This is a genomic window from Clostridium drakei, assembly GCF_000633595.2.
In the GTDB taxonomy this organism is placed as follows: domain Bacteria; phylum Bacillota; class Clostridia; order Clostridiales; family Clostridiaceae; genus Clostridium_AM; species Clostridium_AM drakei.
On the sequence record NZ_JIBU02000004.1, the window covers coordinates 18,855 to 35,072 of the forward strand.

Genomic DNA, 16,218 nt, shown 5'->3' on the forward strand with positions numbered 1-16,218 from the left:
AAAAAACTAAAAGTATCATATTCTTCAGATTAACCCATAGAAAGGAAATTAACGGTTCCCTAGTAGAAACTCCCGAACCTTATTATCAGGATTATATGGATGTTTTATTCATCTTACGTATTTATGGTAGCATATTATTTTTTAAAAATCAATATGTTTTCACCACTATATATAAAAATATTCGTATTTTTGTAGTTTTTTATATTACTTTTAAGTTTTATAGTTCGTACCATTACGAACTATAGATTATAACACAGAATTTAACATTAAAAATAAAAGCTTAACATCAATGTTCTAACTTTGCTATAATATACTTAATAAATTTAAGGAAGGTATTTTAATGGGTATTTTAATTTTTTTTATATTTATAGTTGCAGCATCACTTTTTGTATGTAAAAATAACTTTAAGAAAAGGACAGAAGAATTAAAAAGTAATTTAAAAGCTTTCAATGAAGAAATAAAGGAAGTCTTTTATTCTATACCTGAAGTTCATCAGGAAAATCTTTTAAATTCATTAACCAGCGAAAGCCAGACAAACTTAAAAAGTATTTTAAATAACAACTTTATTTATGGTGCCAATGCTTGGTCCATTCAACAACAAATTTTAAAACAGCAGGAACTTCTTATAGAACTTAAGGCATCTTCAAAAAAATAATTTAAAAAGAAAGGATTTGTCTATATGAAATTAGTATGTATAGGTGATAGTATTACTTTTGGCTATGGAGTTTTTAAAAAAGATTGTTGGGTATGTTTATTAGATAACAAATTCGATATAGAAATTATAAACAAAGGAGTAAATGGAGACACTACTGCCGGAATGTTATCTAGATCTTATGAAGATGTAATTACTCTTAATCCATCTCATGTAATTATCATGGGTGGTTGTAATGATTTTATGTGTGGACGACAATTAGATATGGTTAGAAATAATTTAGGAGAATTATTAAAAGAAGCCTTAAACTATAATATCGTACCAATAGTAGGCATAGAACCTCCTATAGATGCTGTCTTAGCAGAAAAAAAATGGAGTAGAGATGTAAATTATAACTTAGTAAATAATATAGTTGAAGATTATAGACATTGGATAATGGACTTTTGCAATAAATCCAAAATAAACTATATAGACTTTCATAAATGTTTTAAAGAAGCTTTAAAAAATAAAGATCCAAGAGAGTTATATGTAGACGGTCTTCATCCAACTGCTCTTGGACATAAATTAATGTATCAATGTGTTATTGATGTCTTTCAAGCCATGAAACTATGCCTTGAATGAGTGAAATTCTTTTATCCGAAAATGCATGATCTGAATCCAATATAATTTCTTCTAAATCTTTAGGATTTCTTTCCTTTAAGGCATTTACAAGTGGAGCATGGTGAATACTTAAAGGAGCATCATTATCTCGGGTTCCTGCAATTAATAACAATGGCAGCTTAGATAGATTATCTGCATAACTTATAACATTATAATTATGCAGATTATTTAAAGCTTCATTAACTAACCTTTTCGCACATGTTGCATTAAGTGGATATATGTTTTCTATCCATTCCTCTATTGATTTTCTTATTTTTTCTTTACTTTCTTTAATATTCTCAGCAAAAGCTCCTAAATTGAATCCTGATATTGACACTGCAGCTTTTATCTGAGGACTTTTAGCAGCAATCATTAAAGTAGCAAAACCTCCCATACTATGTCCTATAAGAGTTATCTTGTTTTTATCTACTCTATATTCATTTAACGCTTCTTCTGAATTTAAAAATTTCATAGATACTTGTACATCTTCCAGTATATTACTAAAAGAATAACTACCACTACTTCCCCAAGAACCTCTGTAGTGAAATATAAGTACGTTATATCCTATACGTCTTAAGACCTGTGCCAAATCAATATTTTGTTCATATCCTGGAAATCCATGCAGCAAGTTTATAGTAGGGTGTGGACCTTTCCCTTGTGCTATGTACATTGAGCCTAAACATCTTTTTTCTTCACTTCTCAAAACTACTGTTTTTATACAAGCTGGATATTCTGTATCAACTTCAACATCATCTTTAAAAATCAAATCGTATCTCAAGCAAAAATCCCCCTTTTTTATCATATTTGTATTATCTTTATTCATATTTTATCATAGTTTAACTATTGTAAAAATGAAAACTTAAATTCATGCATATTAAAAGAGACTATAAAAACAGTCTCTTTCCTATTCAAAATTACAATAACTTTTTCAATTGTGTAGGTTCGTATTCTTTTAAAAGTTTCTCATTAGCTTCGTTTCTTATTAAAACATCTACTTTCCCATCCTTAAGTTTAAAAACCTTACCTTTTATTTTAGTTCCAATAACATTTACAGGAGCTTTAATTGTAAGTTGTTTCAAATTTTCACTTTTACAATAATCACATACCTTGTCACTTTCTATTACTCTCTTGCATTCCATGCAGTAATAAATTTTGCTCATCAGTATTACCTCCTAATTTATCGTTCTTAATATTAATTTTTAATTAAGCACAAATATTCCGCTATATTTTATATATTCTATGTTTTCTGAATATTTCCTTTTTTATTTAAAATATTTTAGAATAAGCTTTTAAAGAATAATACTTCATAAGAGCAGGAACTTCTCTAATGTATCCAACAAATTCATGTGATTTATAAGGTTTAACAAAAACACCAGAATAACTTGCTTTTATTCCTTGATCAGCAGCCATTAAAGAGGCTCTTTTTAAGTGATATTTATTAGATACTATAATGGCTGTTTTAAAATTCTTTTTTTCCATTATACTCTTTGAATTTATTAAATTAGCCATAGTTGATGCTGACTTATCTTCTAATATTATCTTAGAAGAATCTACACCTTTAGAAATCAAATATTTTTTCATGGCTTCGGCTTCAGATATACTCTCTCCCTCACCTTTTCCACCAGACACTATCAAATACTTGCCATACCCTTCTTTAAGCAGTCTAAGACCTTCGTCTGTTCTCCAAACAAGAAAAGGACTTGGAGTACTTCCATAAACCTTACATCCTAACACAATTATACAATCAGATTTTTCAGGTTTTGCACTTTCTCCAAAATAAATAACTTGAAAAGCAAAAACCATGACACAAACTGTTATTACTGCTATTCCATACAAAATAAACTTTTTAATTTTAATCATAATCCCCCCCTATAATTTCCTCTTCATTAATAGTAATTTATTTAATATAGCAATTCAACCAAAATTTAGATAATTTAATATATTATTAATATCTAATCAAAGGACAGAAGAGACATTGAGGATAAATTTTCTTCTTTACGTCAAAAACTGAGCATAATGCGAAGCAATGCTTCGCAAGTTAAGAATTAATAGTGAAGGATGATTTTTAGCTATCGCGAAAAATCTTTAAATTATATAAACCAGCAATGTTTTGCTTTATCAAAACGAGCATTCAAAAATTTAATTAAAGATTTTTTGTAGTGTAGCGGAAAAAAATCCACATTAACTATTAATTCTTCATTCTTAACTATTAACTAAAAAAGTTACTTCGCAACATTTTAGACTATGAAAATCAAGTTGCTAATTATACAAAAAATAAAAATAGAGCATATAAATAATAATTACATATTTATATACTCTAAAATATTTAAACTTTCTTATGGGAGTAATGTAAATCTTAATATAAACAATAAAGCAAGTACATATACTATAGGATGAACTTCTTTAGATTTTCCAGTCGCTATTTTTACTATTGGATAAAATATTATTCCTGCTGCTATACCATTAGCTATACTGTAACTAAATGGCATAATAGCTATAGTGAAAAATGCTGGAAGAGCTTCTGTAAAATCTTCAAAATTAATTTTTGTTATAGCTCCAATCATAAGAACTCCAACTATTACAAGCGCTGGTGCTGTAGCCTCCGATGGAACTACACCTACAAGTCCTCCAAAGAATAATGCTAGTATAAATAATACAGCAGTTGTAAGAGATGTTAGTCCTGTTCTTCCACCTTCTGATACTCCTGATGTGGATTCAACATAAGTTACTACTGTACTTGTTCCAAGTACTGATCCTACTGTAGTTGCTACTGCATCTGATAAAAGAGCCTTATGCATGTTCTTTACTTTTCCGTCTTTATCTAGCATTTTAGCTTTTTGTGCAGTTCCAACTAAAGTTCCAATAGTATCAAATAAATCTACTAAACTGAAAGTTATAACAACCATAATTAGACTTGTAAAAGCTCCAAGCATTCCTGCTTTTCCTAATCCTAAAAGTCCTTTAAAATCAAACGCAAATAATGTTGGTGCTAAAGATGGAGGCGCACTTATTATTTTTACATTTGCAAGATGTGTTATACCAAAAGGAATTCCAACTATAGTAGTAAGTATTATACCTATTAATATTGCACCTTTAACTCCTCTTGCCATTAAAATTCCAGTTATTGCTATACCTATAACTGTTACCAAAACATGAGGATCTGTAAACTTTCCAAAGGTTACTAGCGTACTACTGCTTGCTACTATTATTCCGCCGCCTTTTAAACCTACAAGTGCTACAAACAATCCTATACCACCTGAAATTGCGAGTTTCAAATTATGTGGTAATGCGTCAACTATTTTTTCTCTTATTGAAGTAACTGTAATTATTATAAAAAGTATTCCTGATATAAATACAGCTGCTAAAGCTTGCTGCCATGTATAATTTAAAGTTAAACATACACTATAAGTAAAGAATGCATTAAGTCCCATTCCTGGTGCTTGCGCAAAAGGAAGGTTAGCATAAAGAGCCATTACTAATGTACCAACTGCTGCTGCTATACAAGTAGCTCCAAATATTGAAGCTACAACTGGATCGTTAATAGCTGATAATCCAGCCTTTACTGCTGCATCTCCCATAAGTCCTTTTGAATTCATTCCTGCCTGCATAAGTATTGAAGGATTTACGAAAATTATATATGCCATAGTAATAAATGTAGTAATTCCGGCCAATATTTCTGTTTTAACATTGGTATTGTTCTCTGACAACTTAAAAAATGAATTTAAAAATGATTTCTTTGGTTCTTCTGGATTAGATCTTTCCATATACATATTTTTCCTCCTCAATAAAAAAATTTCTGTTCAGATTTTAAGCAAATCCAAAACAGAAATTTAATTTTTTAAATATAAATTTCACGGATCCACCCATAGTCAGATATTTAAGGTATTCTGGTAGAAACTCTTGAACCATATCTTCAAGATTATACGGATGACTATCTAATTATATTACGTTATATATGTTAGCATTGATAAAGTATAAAGTCAATATGTTTAAACATTTTTTTGATATAATGTTCTACTCAGAATTTACTATGTATTCCATTTGTATTTAAAATATTCGTTACATGACGAACATTATAAATATACTCATCAGTAAATTCTTTAGTAATTAAACTTTTACAGCAATTTATCTCTATACTTGTCATTTATTTCATATAAATCAAAAACTTCGTTGTCCAGTTCATCCTTAAATTTTTCATATAAATTATGCTGTTTACTAATTTTATCTACTAAATTTTCTATCTTATACTGCTGCTTGATGTCACAAAACTTTATAGGTATTTCATTTAAGCTATACTTCTTAAGTTGAGGAATTGAATTTGAATTTGTTATAAGAAAACTGGAATAATACCACTGCATTAATTTAGAATTTAATATGCCTAATATATACTTGTAAGAAAATCTTTTATCTAAATTAATTATGCCATACAAAGATTGTTCTATAGCAATTCCATCTTCATCCAAAGCTGCAATTATAGTATTCCCTGTTTTTCTTACTACTATTTTAGGTGAATAAGTCAATTTTCTTATATTGCTGGTTCCTCCCTTTATATTTTGCTTTTCAAATTCATAATAAAACTTATTTAAAATTTTAAAATTAGTTATATTCTCTCCTTTTAGTATACTTATTTGCTTATCGTTTACTCTAAATTTTTTTATTTCTTTAGAATTTCCTATGAATCCTGTAAAAGTTGTACATATGTCTCCAAGAAATTTACTATTCATTTCTATTTTTTTCTTGATATCCAAATTAAAACTATTACTATTATATAGAAATTCATAATTTTCATTTTTTAAATATTCACTTTGATAAATTCTATAATTTCTTTTTTTATCTATATATAAATGTATTTTATTATTTTTACTGTGACTTCTTTCTAATATAAAGATCATTACATCTGTATTTATACTTGGAAACTTTATTTCAAAAGCAAGATCTTTTATATTATAATTTAAAATTATTTTTTTTCTAAAATTTTTATATTGAAGATTTCTTGCAAATCTATCAGGCAGTACAAATCCAATCCTTCCATGTACTTTTAATACTTGTAAGGATCTTTTCAAAAAATATTCATAAAGATTAGGTAAATATATGTTTCCCTCATATTCACTCATATAATAATTTATTAGCTCTATATCTTTGCACTGTTTATTCTTTCTGTTTAAAGAAACCCAAGGGGGATTTCCTATAATGTAGTCATATTTTTTACTCCAAAAATCACATAAGCACTTTAATTTTTCTGTTTCATTTATATGTACTTTTTCCCATTTAATTAAACTATCGCAGCAAATTACATTTAAAATAAGTCCTTTCCTATTTTTACAAGTAGAAATTATATTTCGTTTACATATTTCTACTGCATTATAATCTATATCTGCACCATAAATACAATGATTTACTATATGTAAACCTATGTTCTCTACTTTCCAATAATCTTTACCTTTTAACTTACAATCTCCATTTATAATATACTCTTCTTCTCCATACTTTTTTGACAAAGCATCAATATTTTTAGTAAATTCCTCCATCAAAAATTTAATTATTTTAATTAAAAAATATCCTGAACCACAAGAAGGATCAAGAATTTTAACAAAAGGTGTTTTTATAACATTTAAATTATCAAAAGTATTTTTTATAATATATTCTATAATATAACTTGGTGTATAAAAACACCCATAACTTTTTCTTTGGCTTTTTTCCATAAGAACATCATAACTTTTTTCTAATTTAACGTCTTTATACATATTAAACCTTCTTAATTTTATAAATTATTTACAAACACACATTATATGTTATCACATTTTTTTCATGGCATAAATAAGTTTTTTATGGTTAGCATATTATTATTGAAAGGGGTTGTTTTTATGCATAATGAAAGTAAAAAAGAGAAGAAAATGGAAAAGAAAAGACCTCGAAAACCAATAGTTACTAGTGAAGATGAAATGAAAAAAAGGAATCCTCAAAGTACTTTGGATATTAATAGAGCTCCTTAATCAAGGGAGCTCTTACTTATTATTTAATAAATTTTAATACCATTTTTACTTTTAATTTATTTATCATTAATTCCATTTAAAATACATAAGTAACTATAGAGTATTTATTTCTTGGGAAATAGATATCAATATAACTTTTTAATATAATAATTATTGAATATATTAACAATTATTATACAGAAAAGTTATATTGTGTTCATAATTTTGACATAAAAATGTCACAAAATAACTCTAATATATTAAATATAGTACAAGAAAAACCTAAGGAGGTACTTATCATGGATAACTTAAATAATGAAAAAAACGAATCTCAGTTAATTAATACTAACAACATCAGTGAAGGTAAAGATTTTAATAACAATAATGACAACTATAACTTTCAAAATAAATTTTTTAAACATAAAGTAAGGATAAAAAGAGGACTTGTTTCCTATGTAATAGTTGGATTGATTTGCAGTATCGTAGCTGGAACAGCTTCCACTGCAGCCACGTTATATTATCTTCCTAACTCTAACTTTTTCAAAAATTCACCTTTATATCAAAACTTAAAAAGTGGAACTACCGCTACTTCTACAAATTATATTAATGCATCAACTGTATCTACAAAGGGCTCTTTAACTGTAGCTCAAATAGCACAAAAGGTTGGACCTGCTGTGGTTGGTGTTTCTACAACAGGCATTTCTCAGAATGATTATGGATTTGCTGAAAAACAGGAAGGTATGGGATCAGGTATTATAATAAATGATCAAGGATATATTTTAACAAATAATCATGTTATTGATGGTGCTCAACAAGTAAAAGTAATATTCAATAACAACAAAGAAGTATCTGCAAAAGTAATAAACTATGATGAAAATATGGATTTAGCAATAATAAAAGTTACTGACAATGTAAAAATGCCTGCTGTAGCTGAACTTGGAAGCTCAGATGCTCTTCAAGTTGGTGATCCTGTAGTTGCTATTGGTAATCCTTTAGGCAAGGAACTATTAGGTTCTGTAACAACTGGTGTTATAAGTGCTAAGAATAGACAAATTCAAGAAAACACTAAAAATACTACAAAGCAAACTTTCTTACAAACAGATGCAGCTATAAATCCTGGTAATAGTGGTGGTGCTTTAGTAAACTCTCAAGGGCAAGTAATAGGTATAAATACTGCTAAGGTTGGTGGTAATGGAGTTGAAGGTTTAGGTTTTGCAATTCCTATGGATTCAATTAAACCTAAAATAGATAGTCTTTTAAAACCTATATTAAAAATAGGAATTTCTTGTAGAGATATTTCTTCAGATGTAGCTAAACAAAATAATGTTCCTGAGGGAGTTGCTGTAATTCAAGTTCAAGAATTTAGTCCTGCTGAAAAAGCTGGTTTACAAGCTGGAGATATAATTACAAAATTTGATGGTAAATCAGTAAAATCCGTAGATAGTATGAATACTATAAAATCCAAACACAAATCTGGTGATGAAATAAACTTGGAAGTATATAGAGATGGTTCAACTAAGAACTTAAAATTAAAGTTATCAGAATAACTTACAAATATCAAGTGTTTCTTAAGTTTAGATGGTGTATCAATAATGGTAGCCATGGGATAAAATTAATTGTTATCTGATATTTTACTTTATTAATCCATAGGATTAATGGTATAATTTACTTATAAGTAATTTTTGCATCATAACCATTTGATTGTAATTATTACGTAAAAAAATACTCAATAGTTCTATCCTCCGTTAGATGCCTCAGCTATTTATTAGTACGTGTACTCAAAATAAATATGCTGAGGTATCTTCTTTCAAAAAATTGTGACGCAAATTTATTTGCGTCACATTCTGATTATTACACTAATCTTCTTTAGCTTTATTCTTTCCAAGTTTTTTAGTTTGACTTGAAAATCCTATATCATTAGAAATTTCCATTTTCATATCTTCAATCTCTTTTTTAGTCTTTTCTCCAGCTTTCTTATTATCTTTGCTATTTTTATTATTTTTATGAGACAATTTTAATATACCTCCTTTTTTATATGCAAGATTATATTTTAGTAAAAATTTTAAATAAGTTTCACTTTATAATCTAACCCATAAAAAGAAATATATTAAAAATTCATATAAATATTTTATTCTAAATTATTCCTCTTAATTTCATATCAGTTAATTGAGATTTACTTATACCCATCTTTCCAAGTATTTCTTCATTATGCTGACCCAACAATGGTGCTGGTTTATCTACACTACCTGGAGTTCTTGAAAATTTAATGGGAACTCCTTGAAAATACATCTCCCCTATAGTTGGATGATTGATATGAACCATCATTTCTCTAGCTTGAATTTGTGGATGATTAATAGCTTCCTTCATATCAAGAACTGGTCCACAAGGTATTCCTGCCTTTTCAAACATATCATCTAGTTCTTTTTTTGTTTTATCCTTTACCCATTCAGCAATTATATTTTTTAATTCTGGATTATAATTTTTACATCTGGAATCATTAGTTAAAAACTTTTCATTTTTAACTAGCTCTGGTTTTTCTATTACTTCACAAAATTTAGACCAAAGCTTATCATTACCAACACCCAAAGCTACATAACCATCTTTAGCCTTATAAATATCAAAAGGTGCTATAGATGGATCAATATTTCCCTGTCTATGAGGAATTTGTCCTGTAAGTGTATTTATAACTATTGCATTTTCTAGAATAGAAAAAATAGTATCTAGCATTGCAACATCAACCATTTGTCCTTCTCCAGTCTTTTCTCTATTTAAAAGAGCCATTAAAACTCCAACACATAAATATATCCCTGTAACATTATCAGCTATAGAAGGGCCTACTTTAACAGGAGGCTCATTAGCAAACCCAGTTAAATTAACCATCCCTCCCATAGATTGAGCTACTATGTCATAACAAGGCCTATCATGTATAGGTCCATTTTGTCCAAACCCTGAGCCAGAGGCTAATATTATCTTAGAATTATACTTTTTTAACACATCATATTCTATTCCTAATTTTTTCATAACTCCTGGTCTATAATTCTCTACCACTACATCAGCATCTTTGACCATATTTAAAAATATATTTCTACCTTCCTCGCTCTTCAAATTTAATGTAACACCTTTCTTGTTTCTATTTAAAAAAGCATAAAATCCGCTCTCTCCACTTTTAGCATCTATAGGCCCCCAAGCTCTACATTGATCTCCTTTAGGACTTTCAATTTTTATTACTTCGGCACCGTTGTCTGCTAAAATAGTAGTACAAAATGGACCATTATAAGCATGGGTTAAATCCAATACTTTAAAGCCTTCTAATGCTTTTTTCATAAAATCATCTCCCCTTATAAATTTACTTTTATGTGTTAACCATCATATGTATTGAATTATTTTCCATAAAAGTTAATTTTATCAGGTACCTTTATCTTCATTCTAGACTGCCATAATGCTTTTGTCAACGAAACAGACTCAAGCTTAAAATTATTGTGCCAACTTCTAAATCATTCCGTCATATTGCTGAAATTTACTATTATACTCATAATTAATACAATTGTGTATTTAAAATACAAGGAACTGTCACATTAAGAAATCTACATACAATATACTGTACTATTTATTCTTAGTGCCACAGTCCCAATCCATAGCTCTTCAATTTTCTTTTAAGTTAATTTTTTTGTAAAGGAATGCTTCTTATATATAAATATAAGAAACGTAATACTAAAAATCATTCCAAAAATACTTACCAATTGTGCTGTTCTAATACCATAAAACATTAAACTATCTGTTCTTAATCCTTCTATAAAAAATCTTCCTAAAGAATACAAACCTACATAAGACAAAATTACAGTTCCATCTTTTAATACTCTTCGCAGCAAATAAATAAGTATTAAGCAAACGCATAAATTCCAAATAGATTCATATAAAAAAGTGGGATGATAATAACTTCCATCTATATACATTCCTTTTTGTATAAATAGAGGAAACTGACTTATAAATTGGTAAGATACAACACCTCCATGGGCTTCTCCATTAAAAAAGTTTCCCCATCTTCCTATAGCCTGACCTAACACTATAGAAGGTGCTGCTATATCCGCTAACTCTAAAAAGTTTATTTTTTTATATCTAGTATAAATGAAAGCTGTAGCTAAACCAAATAATATACCTCCATGAATAGCCAACCCACCTAATCTTATATTAAACATATCTATAATATTGTTCCTGTACTGATCAAATTCAAAAAATACATAATAAGCTCTTGCTCCTATTATAGCAAATGGAAATGAAATTAAAAATACATCAATGATATTATCAAAATTATAATTCCTAGCTTTACAATTTATATTTCCCAGCATAAGAGCCAGTATAACTCCAGTACCTATAATTACCCCATACCATCTTACATCAAAGCCATTAATAGAAAAAGCTATAGGATTCATAAAACCACATCCTTTATTTAATTTTTAAATACTATCATTATACATAAAAGACTTCCAGTAGTATATATTCTACTGGAAGTCTTAATAATTTGTTAACCTTCAACTTCAGTTGATATTTTTCTACTAGCTTTAGCAGATTTAAACATCATATATGAAGTATAAATTATTACACAAGTAACTACCCATTTTAAAATATTTAAAGGCAATGATTTAACAATATATGCAGCTATCAACACTCCTACAGTACCTAATACAGCTATAGACACTGAAGCCTTACTTGAATATGCTCCACTTTTTATAAATTGGTAAGATGAGAAAGGCATTAACAATGCACATGAACCCATCATTATAGGGAAGGCTACCTTAGGTCCCATTCCTAATGCAAATACTAAAGCCATACAAGGTGCATAAAGTCCTATTCCCACTGTCATAAGTGCTCCAAAAACAAAATTTCCTATTATTCCAATTACAAGTTTTGCTCCCGTTAAACCTGTGGCATCTCCACCTACTGGATATAAATTTAATAGTCCTGCTATCATAAGTAAAGCTACTACTACTAAAGATACTCCCATAGCCACCTGAATCGTTTTCTCATTAAATCTAGAAACAATTTTAGCTCCTACAACAGCACCTAATACTGCAGCCGCTAACATACTAAAAAGAGTTACCGCATCTACCTTTATTACAGTCATAAATATAAGCGCTTCTGTCATCGTTGGAATAGTATTGGCCACATTCAATGTTCCTGGAAGTTTTTTATCTTCTACCATTTTTAAATTTTTAAATAGAGATGTTTCTATAGCAAAACTTCCTATTCCTAAAGTATCAAAAAAGTTAGCTAACATACCAATAAGACCGAACTTTATAAAACTTCCCTCTTCTAAGGTACCATCATTTTTCTTTTTAATATAATCTTTAATAAGTACTGCTATGAATCCTAACGCACTTACAATCATAAACCCCAGTACAACTTTTAACATAATTTTCACCTATCCTTCATTTTTTTCTATTTTTTTAGGTCTTATGTCTTTTTTTTAACATAGTACTATCATTATTTTATAATATTACAGATATTTTTTCAATATAATTAAAATGTAATTATTTGATTTTTATTAATCATTTGAGATAAAACCGCTTAAATTCAATGAAATAAGGAAAATTACATAAAATTCTGTATTTTTTTACAAAACATTATAAAAAATACTATAAAGTTAATAAATTAACTCTATAGTATTTAATTTCAATATGATTATTTAAGATATATAATTACATCAATGGTGAAAGAAACACATATTTCCATGAAAAATTTAATTATTGTTAACCTGCATCGTTTTTACCATACTTTTCGACATTAACCTGGAAAGTAATTACTAAACCTTTGTCTACCATTTCTTTTACTACTGGCATTGCTCTTTCAATTTTTTCAGCTTCATCAATCACCTCTATGATAATAGGAAGACTTGAGCTTAAATCAAGTATTTTAGCATTGTGAATAGTTTTAGATTCACCATATCCAACTAATCCTCTTGTAACAGTTGCACCTGCCATTCCAATTTCTTTTAACTTTATTACTAGTGCATGATATAAATTACGTCCTTTGTATTTTGAATCTTCACTTATATAGATTTTTAATATTTTGTATTTACCATTTAAAATCATGATTATCTTCTCCTCCTATATATTTACTATTTTAGTTCCTAATGCAAATCCAACAGTACCTAAAATTAAACTACCTAAAATATATATAAAAGCATTAATTTTTTCTCGTTCTTGAAATAAATTAAATCCCTCATACATAAAAGTAGAAAAAGTTGTATACGCTCCTAAAAAACCATCCGCCAACAATATCATCATATTGCTGCCTACTGGAACTGAACTTACAACACCAAGTAAAATTGCACCTGTAATATTTATCATGAAAGTTCCTATTGGAAAATTCATATTAGATTTTTCACTTATTACTTTACCAAGACTATATCTAACTAAGCTTCCTGCTGCACCGCCAATTGCAACCAATAAATATTCCATCTACTTATCCTCTCCTGATACATTTTCTAAATTTTCTTCATTATAATCATCATTTTCTTTTACTAATTTTGAAATAATTTCCCTTGCCAGTATTATCCCGAAATATGCCGCAGCTAGACCTAACATAGTAGAAAAACCTATATAAGATATAGAAGAATAATAATCTCCTTGCTTCATAAGATTCACAGTTTCTTTACACATTGTAGAAAATGTTGTGTATGCTCCTAAAAAGCCTGTAGCTATTCCTAATCTTAAATCAGAACTAAACTGCCAAATTTCAAAAGCTATAGTTAGTATAAGTGCTAAAACAAAGCTGCCAGAAATATTAATCATTAATGTATTTATTGGAACAACTTCTTTGTAATGATAAATATGAATATGTTCAATTTTATACCTTAACATAGCTCCAAGCATACCGCCTAATGCTATAAATATGTATTTTTTCATAATTCTCCCCCTCGTTTAAAATCAGTATTATATAATAAGATATTTATAAATAAAAAAGCTCCTACAAATAGTATTCTTATACTACTTGTAGGAGTCATTAGCTTTCAAGCAATTATGGTGAACTCCATCACCTTCACAGGATAATTATATTACAAACTTTCCAAAATTGCTACAAATTTTTTTGCTTCTTATTAAAATACTTTAATAATCTTTAGCTTTAAGTAATACCAATATATTAGTAAATATGGAATAAGATATGATATAAAAGTAAATCCTATATTCCACCCATTTCCATAAGTAACTAATTTAAATAGAAACGCTAAGTATTCAACTGCTGTAGTAGCTAATGTAAAAATAAAAATAACTAAATATGAATTTATATACTTTTTTGAAATATAGTAAATTAAATAGCATCCTAATATTGGATATAATCCTAAATTTACAGATATAGAAGTATAGTCGTCATCAATATATACAGGTATTAACCTCCAAAAATTAAGATGAAAACAGAATTCATTTAGTGTATATGCCAATATTGATGAAAATGGAGCAATAGTTAATAATACTTTTTTATCTTTTAAATAAAGTGCTACTCCGAATATCCATGGAATTATAAAACCTAGTATTATATTTAAAACCATATAATTTCTCCTTTATTTAGTTTTAATTTTATTATGCTCCACAGAATCTTTTTTAAGTAGTGCTTTTAATATGAAAAGATTACCTATTACCAATTATTATTTTTGATTTCAACAAGATTATCAGCTGTAATCTAAATAACTACTCCACTTCTGCAGCTGATAAGTTTGTTCAAAATTTATTGGGATATATACAAAATAAAAAAACACCAAGCACAAAGCTAGTGTTTTAAATATGTGACCAAATCTATAAGCCGAGTTCTGTATTAGACAATCATCTATCTAGGCCCATTGTTACCAATAGGCTCCAGCGATACTACCCGGAAGCGGGACGGACCACCCCTTAACGCCTCTCTATTCGATCTTGCTCCAGATGGGGTTTACATAGCCGCAAAGTCGCCAATGCGCTGGTGAGCTCTTACCTCGCCTTTCCACCCTTACCACATGTGAAAAACACATATGGCGGTATATCTCTGTTGCACTTTCCTTCAAGTTGCCCTGACTGGGTATTACCCAGCACCCTGTCCTATGGAGCTCGGACTTTCCTCTCCTGTATTTCTACAGCAGCGATTGTCTGACTTACTCACGAATATTATAATATCACACATAAATTAAAATTACAAATAAAAATTTTTTCATACTTTAAAAACTTTTGTTTTCATTGCAATAAATTATTCTTCCACAGTTATCACAGTATACCATTCTTTGCTGTTTCTTTACATTATCTGTAGTCATAGAAGAAACTTTTACTTTACATCCTGAACATATATTATCCTTTAACTCTGCTGCACCTGTACCTTTTGAACTGCATATCTTATTAAAAATTTCTAAAATATCAACAGGAATAAGTTTTTCTGTTTCTTTAATAGCTTCTTCTGATTTTTTTATTTTTTCTCTTGCATCATTAATTTTGCTACCTTCTGTATTCTTATATGTGTAAAAATCATTTTTAAGTTTAGAAAGTTTTATTTTTAAGCTTTCCTTTTCAGAACTCAATTTTTCTTCTTGTTCTAATAACTTTAAAATTTGATTATCTACTATCTTTATACTTTCTTGCTTTTTATTAAACTTTTTTTGCAGCGCATCTATTAATTTCAAATCGCTTCCTGCATTATTATAAAGCTCAAATTTAATTTTTTCCAATTCTTCTTTATCATCATTTAAACTATTACTTACAATTTGATATTTCTTTTTTAAATTTGATATTTCAATCTCTTTACTTTTAAATTTACTTTTTTCAATATCAAATTCTTTCTTTACTCTTTTTAGATTACCAGTATATTCATGATTATTAATTAAATTATTACATACTGCAATATTTTTTTTATTATCTTGAATCTCGATAAGTTGCTTCAATAAACTCATTTTTTTATCCTCCCAATATTTTTTTAAATAAAAAATAGAAATGAGCA

The 16,218-nt window shown here is 28.1% G+C and carries 18 protein-coding genes, 1 other RNA gene and 3 riboswitches; of the genes, 4 read left to right on the forward strand and 15 right to left on the reverse strand.

Annotated features, from left to right (window positions below; genetic code table 11):
* Positions 1-17: 17 nt before the first annotated feature.
* Positions 18-119, reverse strand: a riboswitch (purine riboswitch).
* Positions 120-340: 221 nt separating this feature from the next.
* Together EG57_RS0202025 and EG57_RS0202030 are read left to right on the forward strand one after the other, a co-directional pair.
* Positions 341-655: a hypothetical protein gene (locus tag EG57_RS0202025; RefSeq protein ID WP_032075644.1), complete on the forward strand. Its 315-nt coding sequence runs from the start codon at positions 341-343 to the stop codon at positions 653-655.
* Positions 656-679: 24 nt separating this feature from the next.
* Entirely contained in the window at positions 680-1,273 is a 594-nt protein-coding gene (locus EG57_RS0202030; protein WP_032075645.1) for a GDSL-type esterase/lipase family protein, read from the forward strand.
* Here EG57_RS0202030 and EG57_RS0202035 read toward each other — a convergent pair.
* From EG57_RS0202035 to EG57_RS0202055, 5 genes are all read right to left on the reverse strand, one after another.
* A complete protein-coding gene (locus EG57_RS0202035) occupies positions 1,233-2,069 on the reverse strand; it encodes an alpha/beta hydrolase family protein (RefSeq protein ID WP_032075646.1) in 837 nt (278 codons plus the stop codon). The genes EG57_RS0202030 and EG57_RS0202035 overlap by 41 nt on opposite strands.
* A gap of 136 nt (positions 2,070-2,205) precedes the next feature.
* The gene (locus EG57_RS0202040) at positions 2,206-2,451 is read right to left on the reverse strand and encodes a hypothetical protein (RefSeq protein WP_032075647.1); all 246 of its coding nucleotides are present in this window, start codon (positions 2,449-2,451) and stop codon (positions 2,206-2,208) included.
* Between the two features lie 106 nt (positions 2,452-2,557).
* Positions 2,558-3,151: a YdcF family protein gene (locus EG57_RS0202045; RefSeq protein ID WP_032075648.1), complete on the reverse strand. Its 594-nt coding sequence runs from the start codon at positions 3,149-3,151 to the stop codon at positions 2,558-2,560.
* Positions 3,152-3,627: 476 nt separating this feature from the next.
* Positions 3,628-5,061, reverse strand: a complete 1,434-nt coding sequence (locus EG57_RS0202050; RefSeq protein ID WP_029160741.1) for an NCS2 family permease — start codon at positions 5,059-5,061, stop codon at positions 3,628-3,630.
* 76 nt (positions 5,062-5,137) lie between these two features.
* Positions 5,138-5,238: riboswitch (purine riboswitch) on the reverse strand.
* A gap of 168 nt (positions 5,239-5,406) precedes the next feature.
* Positions 5,407-7,035, reverse strand: a complete 1,629-nt coding sequence (locus EG57_RS0202055; protein ID WP_032075649.1) for a TaqI-like C-terminal specificity domain-containing protein — start codon at positions 7,033-7,035, stop codon at positions 5,407-5,409.
* A gap of 120 nt (positions 7,036-7,155) precedes the next feature.
* Between EG57_RS0202055 and EG57_RS27215 the strand changes: the two genes are divergently transcribed.
* A complete protein-coding gene (locus tag EG57_RS27215; RefSeq protein ID WP_278246436.1) occupies positions 7,156-7,284 on the forward strand; it encodes a hypothetical protein in 129 nt (42 codons plus the stop codon).
* Between the two features lie 278 nt (positions 7,285-7,562).
* A complete protein-coding gene (locus EG57_RS0202060; protein WP_032075650.1) occupies positions 7,563-8,810 on the forward strand; it encodes a S1C family serine protease in 1,248 nt (415 codons plus the stop codon).
* A gap of 309 nt (positions 8,811-9,119) precedes the next feature.
* Here the strand turns inward: EG57_RS0202060 and EG57_RS25645 are convergent, their stop codons facing one another.
* The 10 genes from EG57_RS25645 to EG57_RS0202100 form a co-directional block, all read right to left on the reverse strand.
* Positions 9,120-9,275 (reverse strand): small, acid-soluble spore protein, alpha/beta type, encoded by a 156-nt coding sequence (locus EG57_RS25645; RefSeq protein ID WP_084572139.1) that lies wholly within the window; start codon positions 9,273-9,275, stop codon positions 9,120-9,122.
* Positions 9,276-9,396: 121 nt separating this feature from the next.
* Positions 9,397-10,587, reverse strand: a complete 1,191-nt coding sequence (locus EG57_RS0202065; protein ID WP_032075651.1) for a CaiB/BaiF CoA transferase family protein — start codon at positions 10,585-10,587, stop codon at positions 9,397-9,399.
* A gap of 329 nt (positions 10,588-10,916) precedes the next feature.
* Positions 10,917-11,693 (reverse strand): prolipoprotein diacylglyceryl transferase, encoded by a 777-nt coding sequence (gene lgt / locus EG57_RS0202070; protein WP_032075652.1) that lies wholly within the window; start codon positions 11,691-11,693, stop codon positions 10,917-10,919.
* Between the two features lie 92 nt (positions 11,694-11,785).
* On the reverse strand, positions 11,786-12,673 hold the full coding sequence (locus tag EG57_RS0202075) for a sulfite exporter TauE/SafE family protein (RefSeq protein ID WP_032075653.1): 888 nt from the start codon (positions 12,671-12,673) through the stop codon (positions 11,786-11,788).
* 337 nt (positions 12,674-13,010) lie between these two features.
* Positions 13,011-13,352, reverse strand: coding sequence for a DUF190 domain-containing protein (locus EG57_RS0202080; RefSeq protein ID WP_032075654.1), 342 nt, complete (start codon positions 13,350-13,352; stop codon positions 13,011-13,013).
* A gap of 15 nt (positions 13,353-13,367) precedes the next feature.
* Positions 13,368-13,721, reverse strand: coding sequence for a fluoride efflux transporter CrcB (gene crcB, locus EG57_RS0202085; RefSeq protein WP_032075655.1), 354 nt, complete (start codon positions 13,719-13,721; stop codon positions 13,368-13,370).
* Positions 13,722-14,168: a fluoride efflux transporter CrcB gene (gene crcB / locus EG57_RS0202090; protein ID WP_032075656.1), complete on the reverse strand. Its 447-nt coding sequence runs from the start codon at positions 14,166-14,168 to the stop codon at positions 13,722-13,724. It abuts the gene before it with no gap.
* A gap of 81 nt (positions 14,169-14,249) precedes the next feature.
* Positions 14,250-14,309: riboswitch (Fluoride riboswitch) on the reverse strand.
* A gap of 50 nt (positions 14,310-14,359) precedes the next feature.
* On the reverse strand, positions 14,360-14,809 hold the full coding sequence (locus EG57_RS0202095) for a CBO0543 family protein (protein ID WP_032075657.1): 450 nt from the start codon (positions 14,807-14,809) through the stop codon (positions 14,360-14,362).
* Between the two features lie 231 nt (positions 14,810-15,040).
* Positions 15,041-15,392: RNase P RNA component class A (gene rnpB, locus EG57_RS25325), an RNA gene on the reverse strand.
* A gap of 56 nt (positions 15,393-15,448) precedes the next feature.
* Positions 15,449-16,171, reverse strand: coding sequence for a zinc ribbon domain-containing protein (locus tag EG57_RS0202100; RefSeq protein WP_032075658.1), 723 nt, complete (start codon positions 16,169-16,171; stop codon positions 15,449-15,451).
* Positions 16,172-16,218: the final 47 nt, after the last annotated feature.

Bases quoted from the DNA above. Each gene is read 5' to 3' on its own strand.
- EG57_RS0202025 (WP_032075644.1), top strand. From the start codon at position 341: ATGGGTATTTTAATTTTTTTTATATTTATAGTTGCAGCATCACTTTTT.
- EG57_RS0202030 (WP_032075645.1), top strand. From the start codon at position 680: ATGAAATTAGTATGTATAGGTGATAGTATTACTTTTGGCTATGGAGTT.
- EG57_RS0202040 (WP_032075647.1), bottom strand. From the start codon at position 2,451: ATGAGCAAAATTTATTACTGCATGGAATGCAAGAGAGTAATAGAAAGT.
- EG57_RS0202045 (WP_032075648.1), bottom strand. From the start codon at position 3,151: ATGATTAAAATTAAAAAGTTTATTTTGTATGGAATAGCAGTAATAACA.
- EG57_RS0202050 (WP_029160741.1), bottom strand. From the start codon at position 5,061: ATGTATATGGAAAGATCTAATCCAGAAGAACCAAAGAAATCATTTTTA.
- EG57_RS0202055 (WP_032075649.1), bottom strand. From the start codon at position 7,035: ATGTATAAAGACGTTAAATTAGAAAAAAGTTATGATGTTCTTATGGAA.
- EG57_RS27215 (WP_278246436.1), top strand. From the start codon at position 7,156: ATGCATAATGAAAGTAAAAAAGAGAAGAAAATGGAAAAGAAAAGACCT.
- EG57_RS0202060 (WP_032075650.1), top strand. From the start codon at position 7,563: ATGGATAACTTAAATAATGAAAAAAACGAATCTCAGTTAATTAATACT.
- EG57_RS0202065 (WP_032075651.1), bottom strand. From the start codon at position 10,587: ATGAAAAAAGCATTAGAAGGCTTTAAAGTATTGGATTTAACCCATGCT.
- lgt (WP_032075652.1), bottom strand. From the start codon at position 11,693: ATGAATCCTATAGCTTTTTCTATTAATGGCTTTGATGTAAGATGGTAT.
- EG57_RS0202075 (WP_032075653.1), bottom strand. From the start codon at position 12,673: ATGTTAAAAGTTGTACTGGGGTTTATGATTGTAAGTGCGTTAGGATTC.
- EG57_RS0202080 (WP_032075654.1), bottom strand. From the start codon at position 13,352: ATGATTTTAAATGGTAAATACAAAATATTAAAAATCTATATAAGTGAA.
- crcB (WP_032075655.1), bottom strand. From the start codon at position 13,721: ATGGAATATTTATTGGTTGCAATTGGCGGTGCAGCAGGAAGCTTAGTT.
- crcB (WP_032075656.1), bottom strand. From the start codon at position 14,168: ATGAAAAAATACATATTTATAGCATTAGGCGGTATGCTTGGAGCTATG.
- EG57_RS0202095 (WP_032075657.1), bottom strand. From the start codon at position 14,809: ATGGTTTTAAATATAATACTAGGTTTTATAATTCCATGGATATTCGGA.
- EG57_RS0202100 (WP_032075658.1), bottom strand. From the start codon at position 16,171: ATGAGTTTATTGAAGCAACTTATCGAGATTCAAGATAATAAAAAAAAT.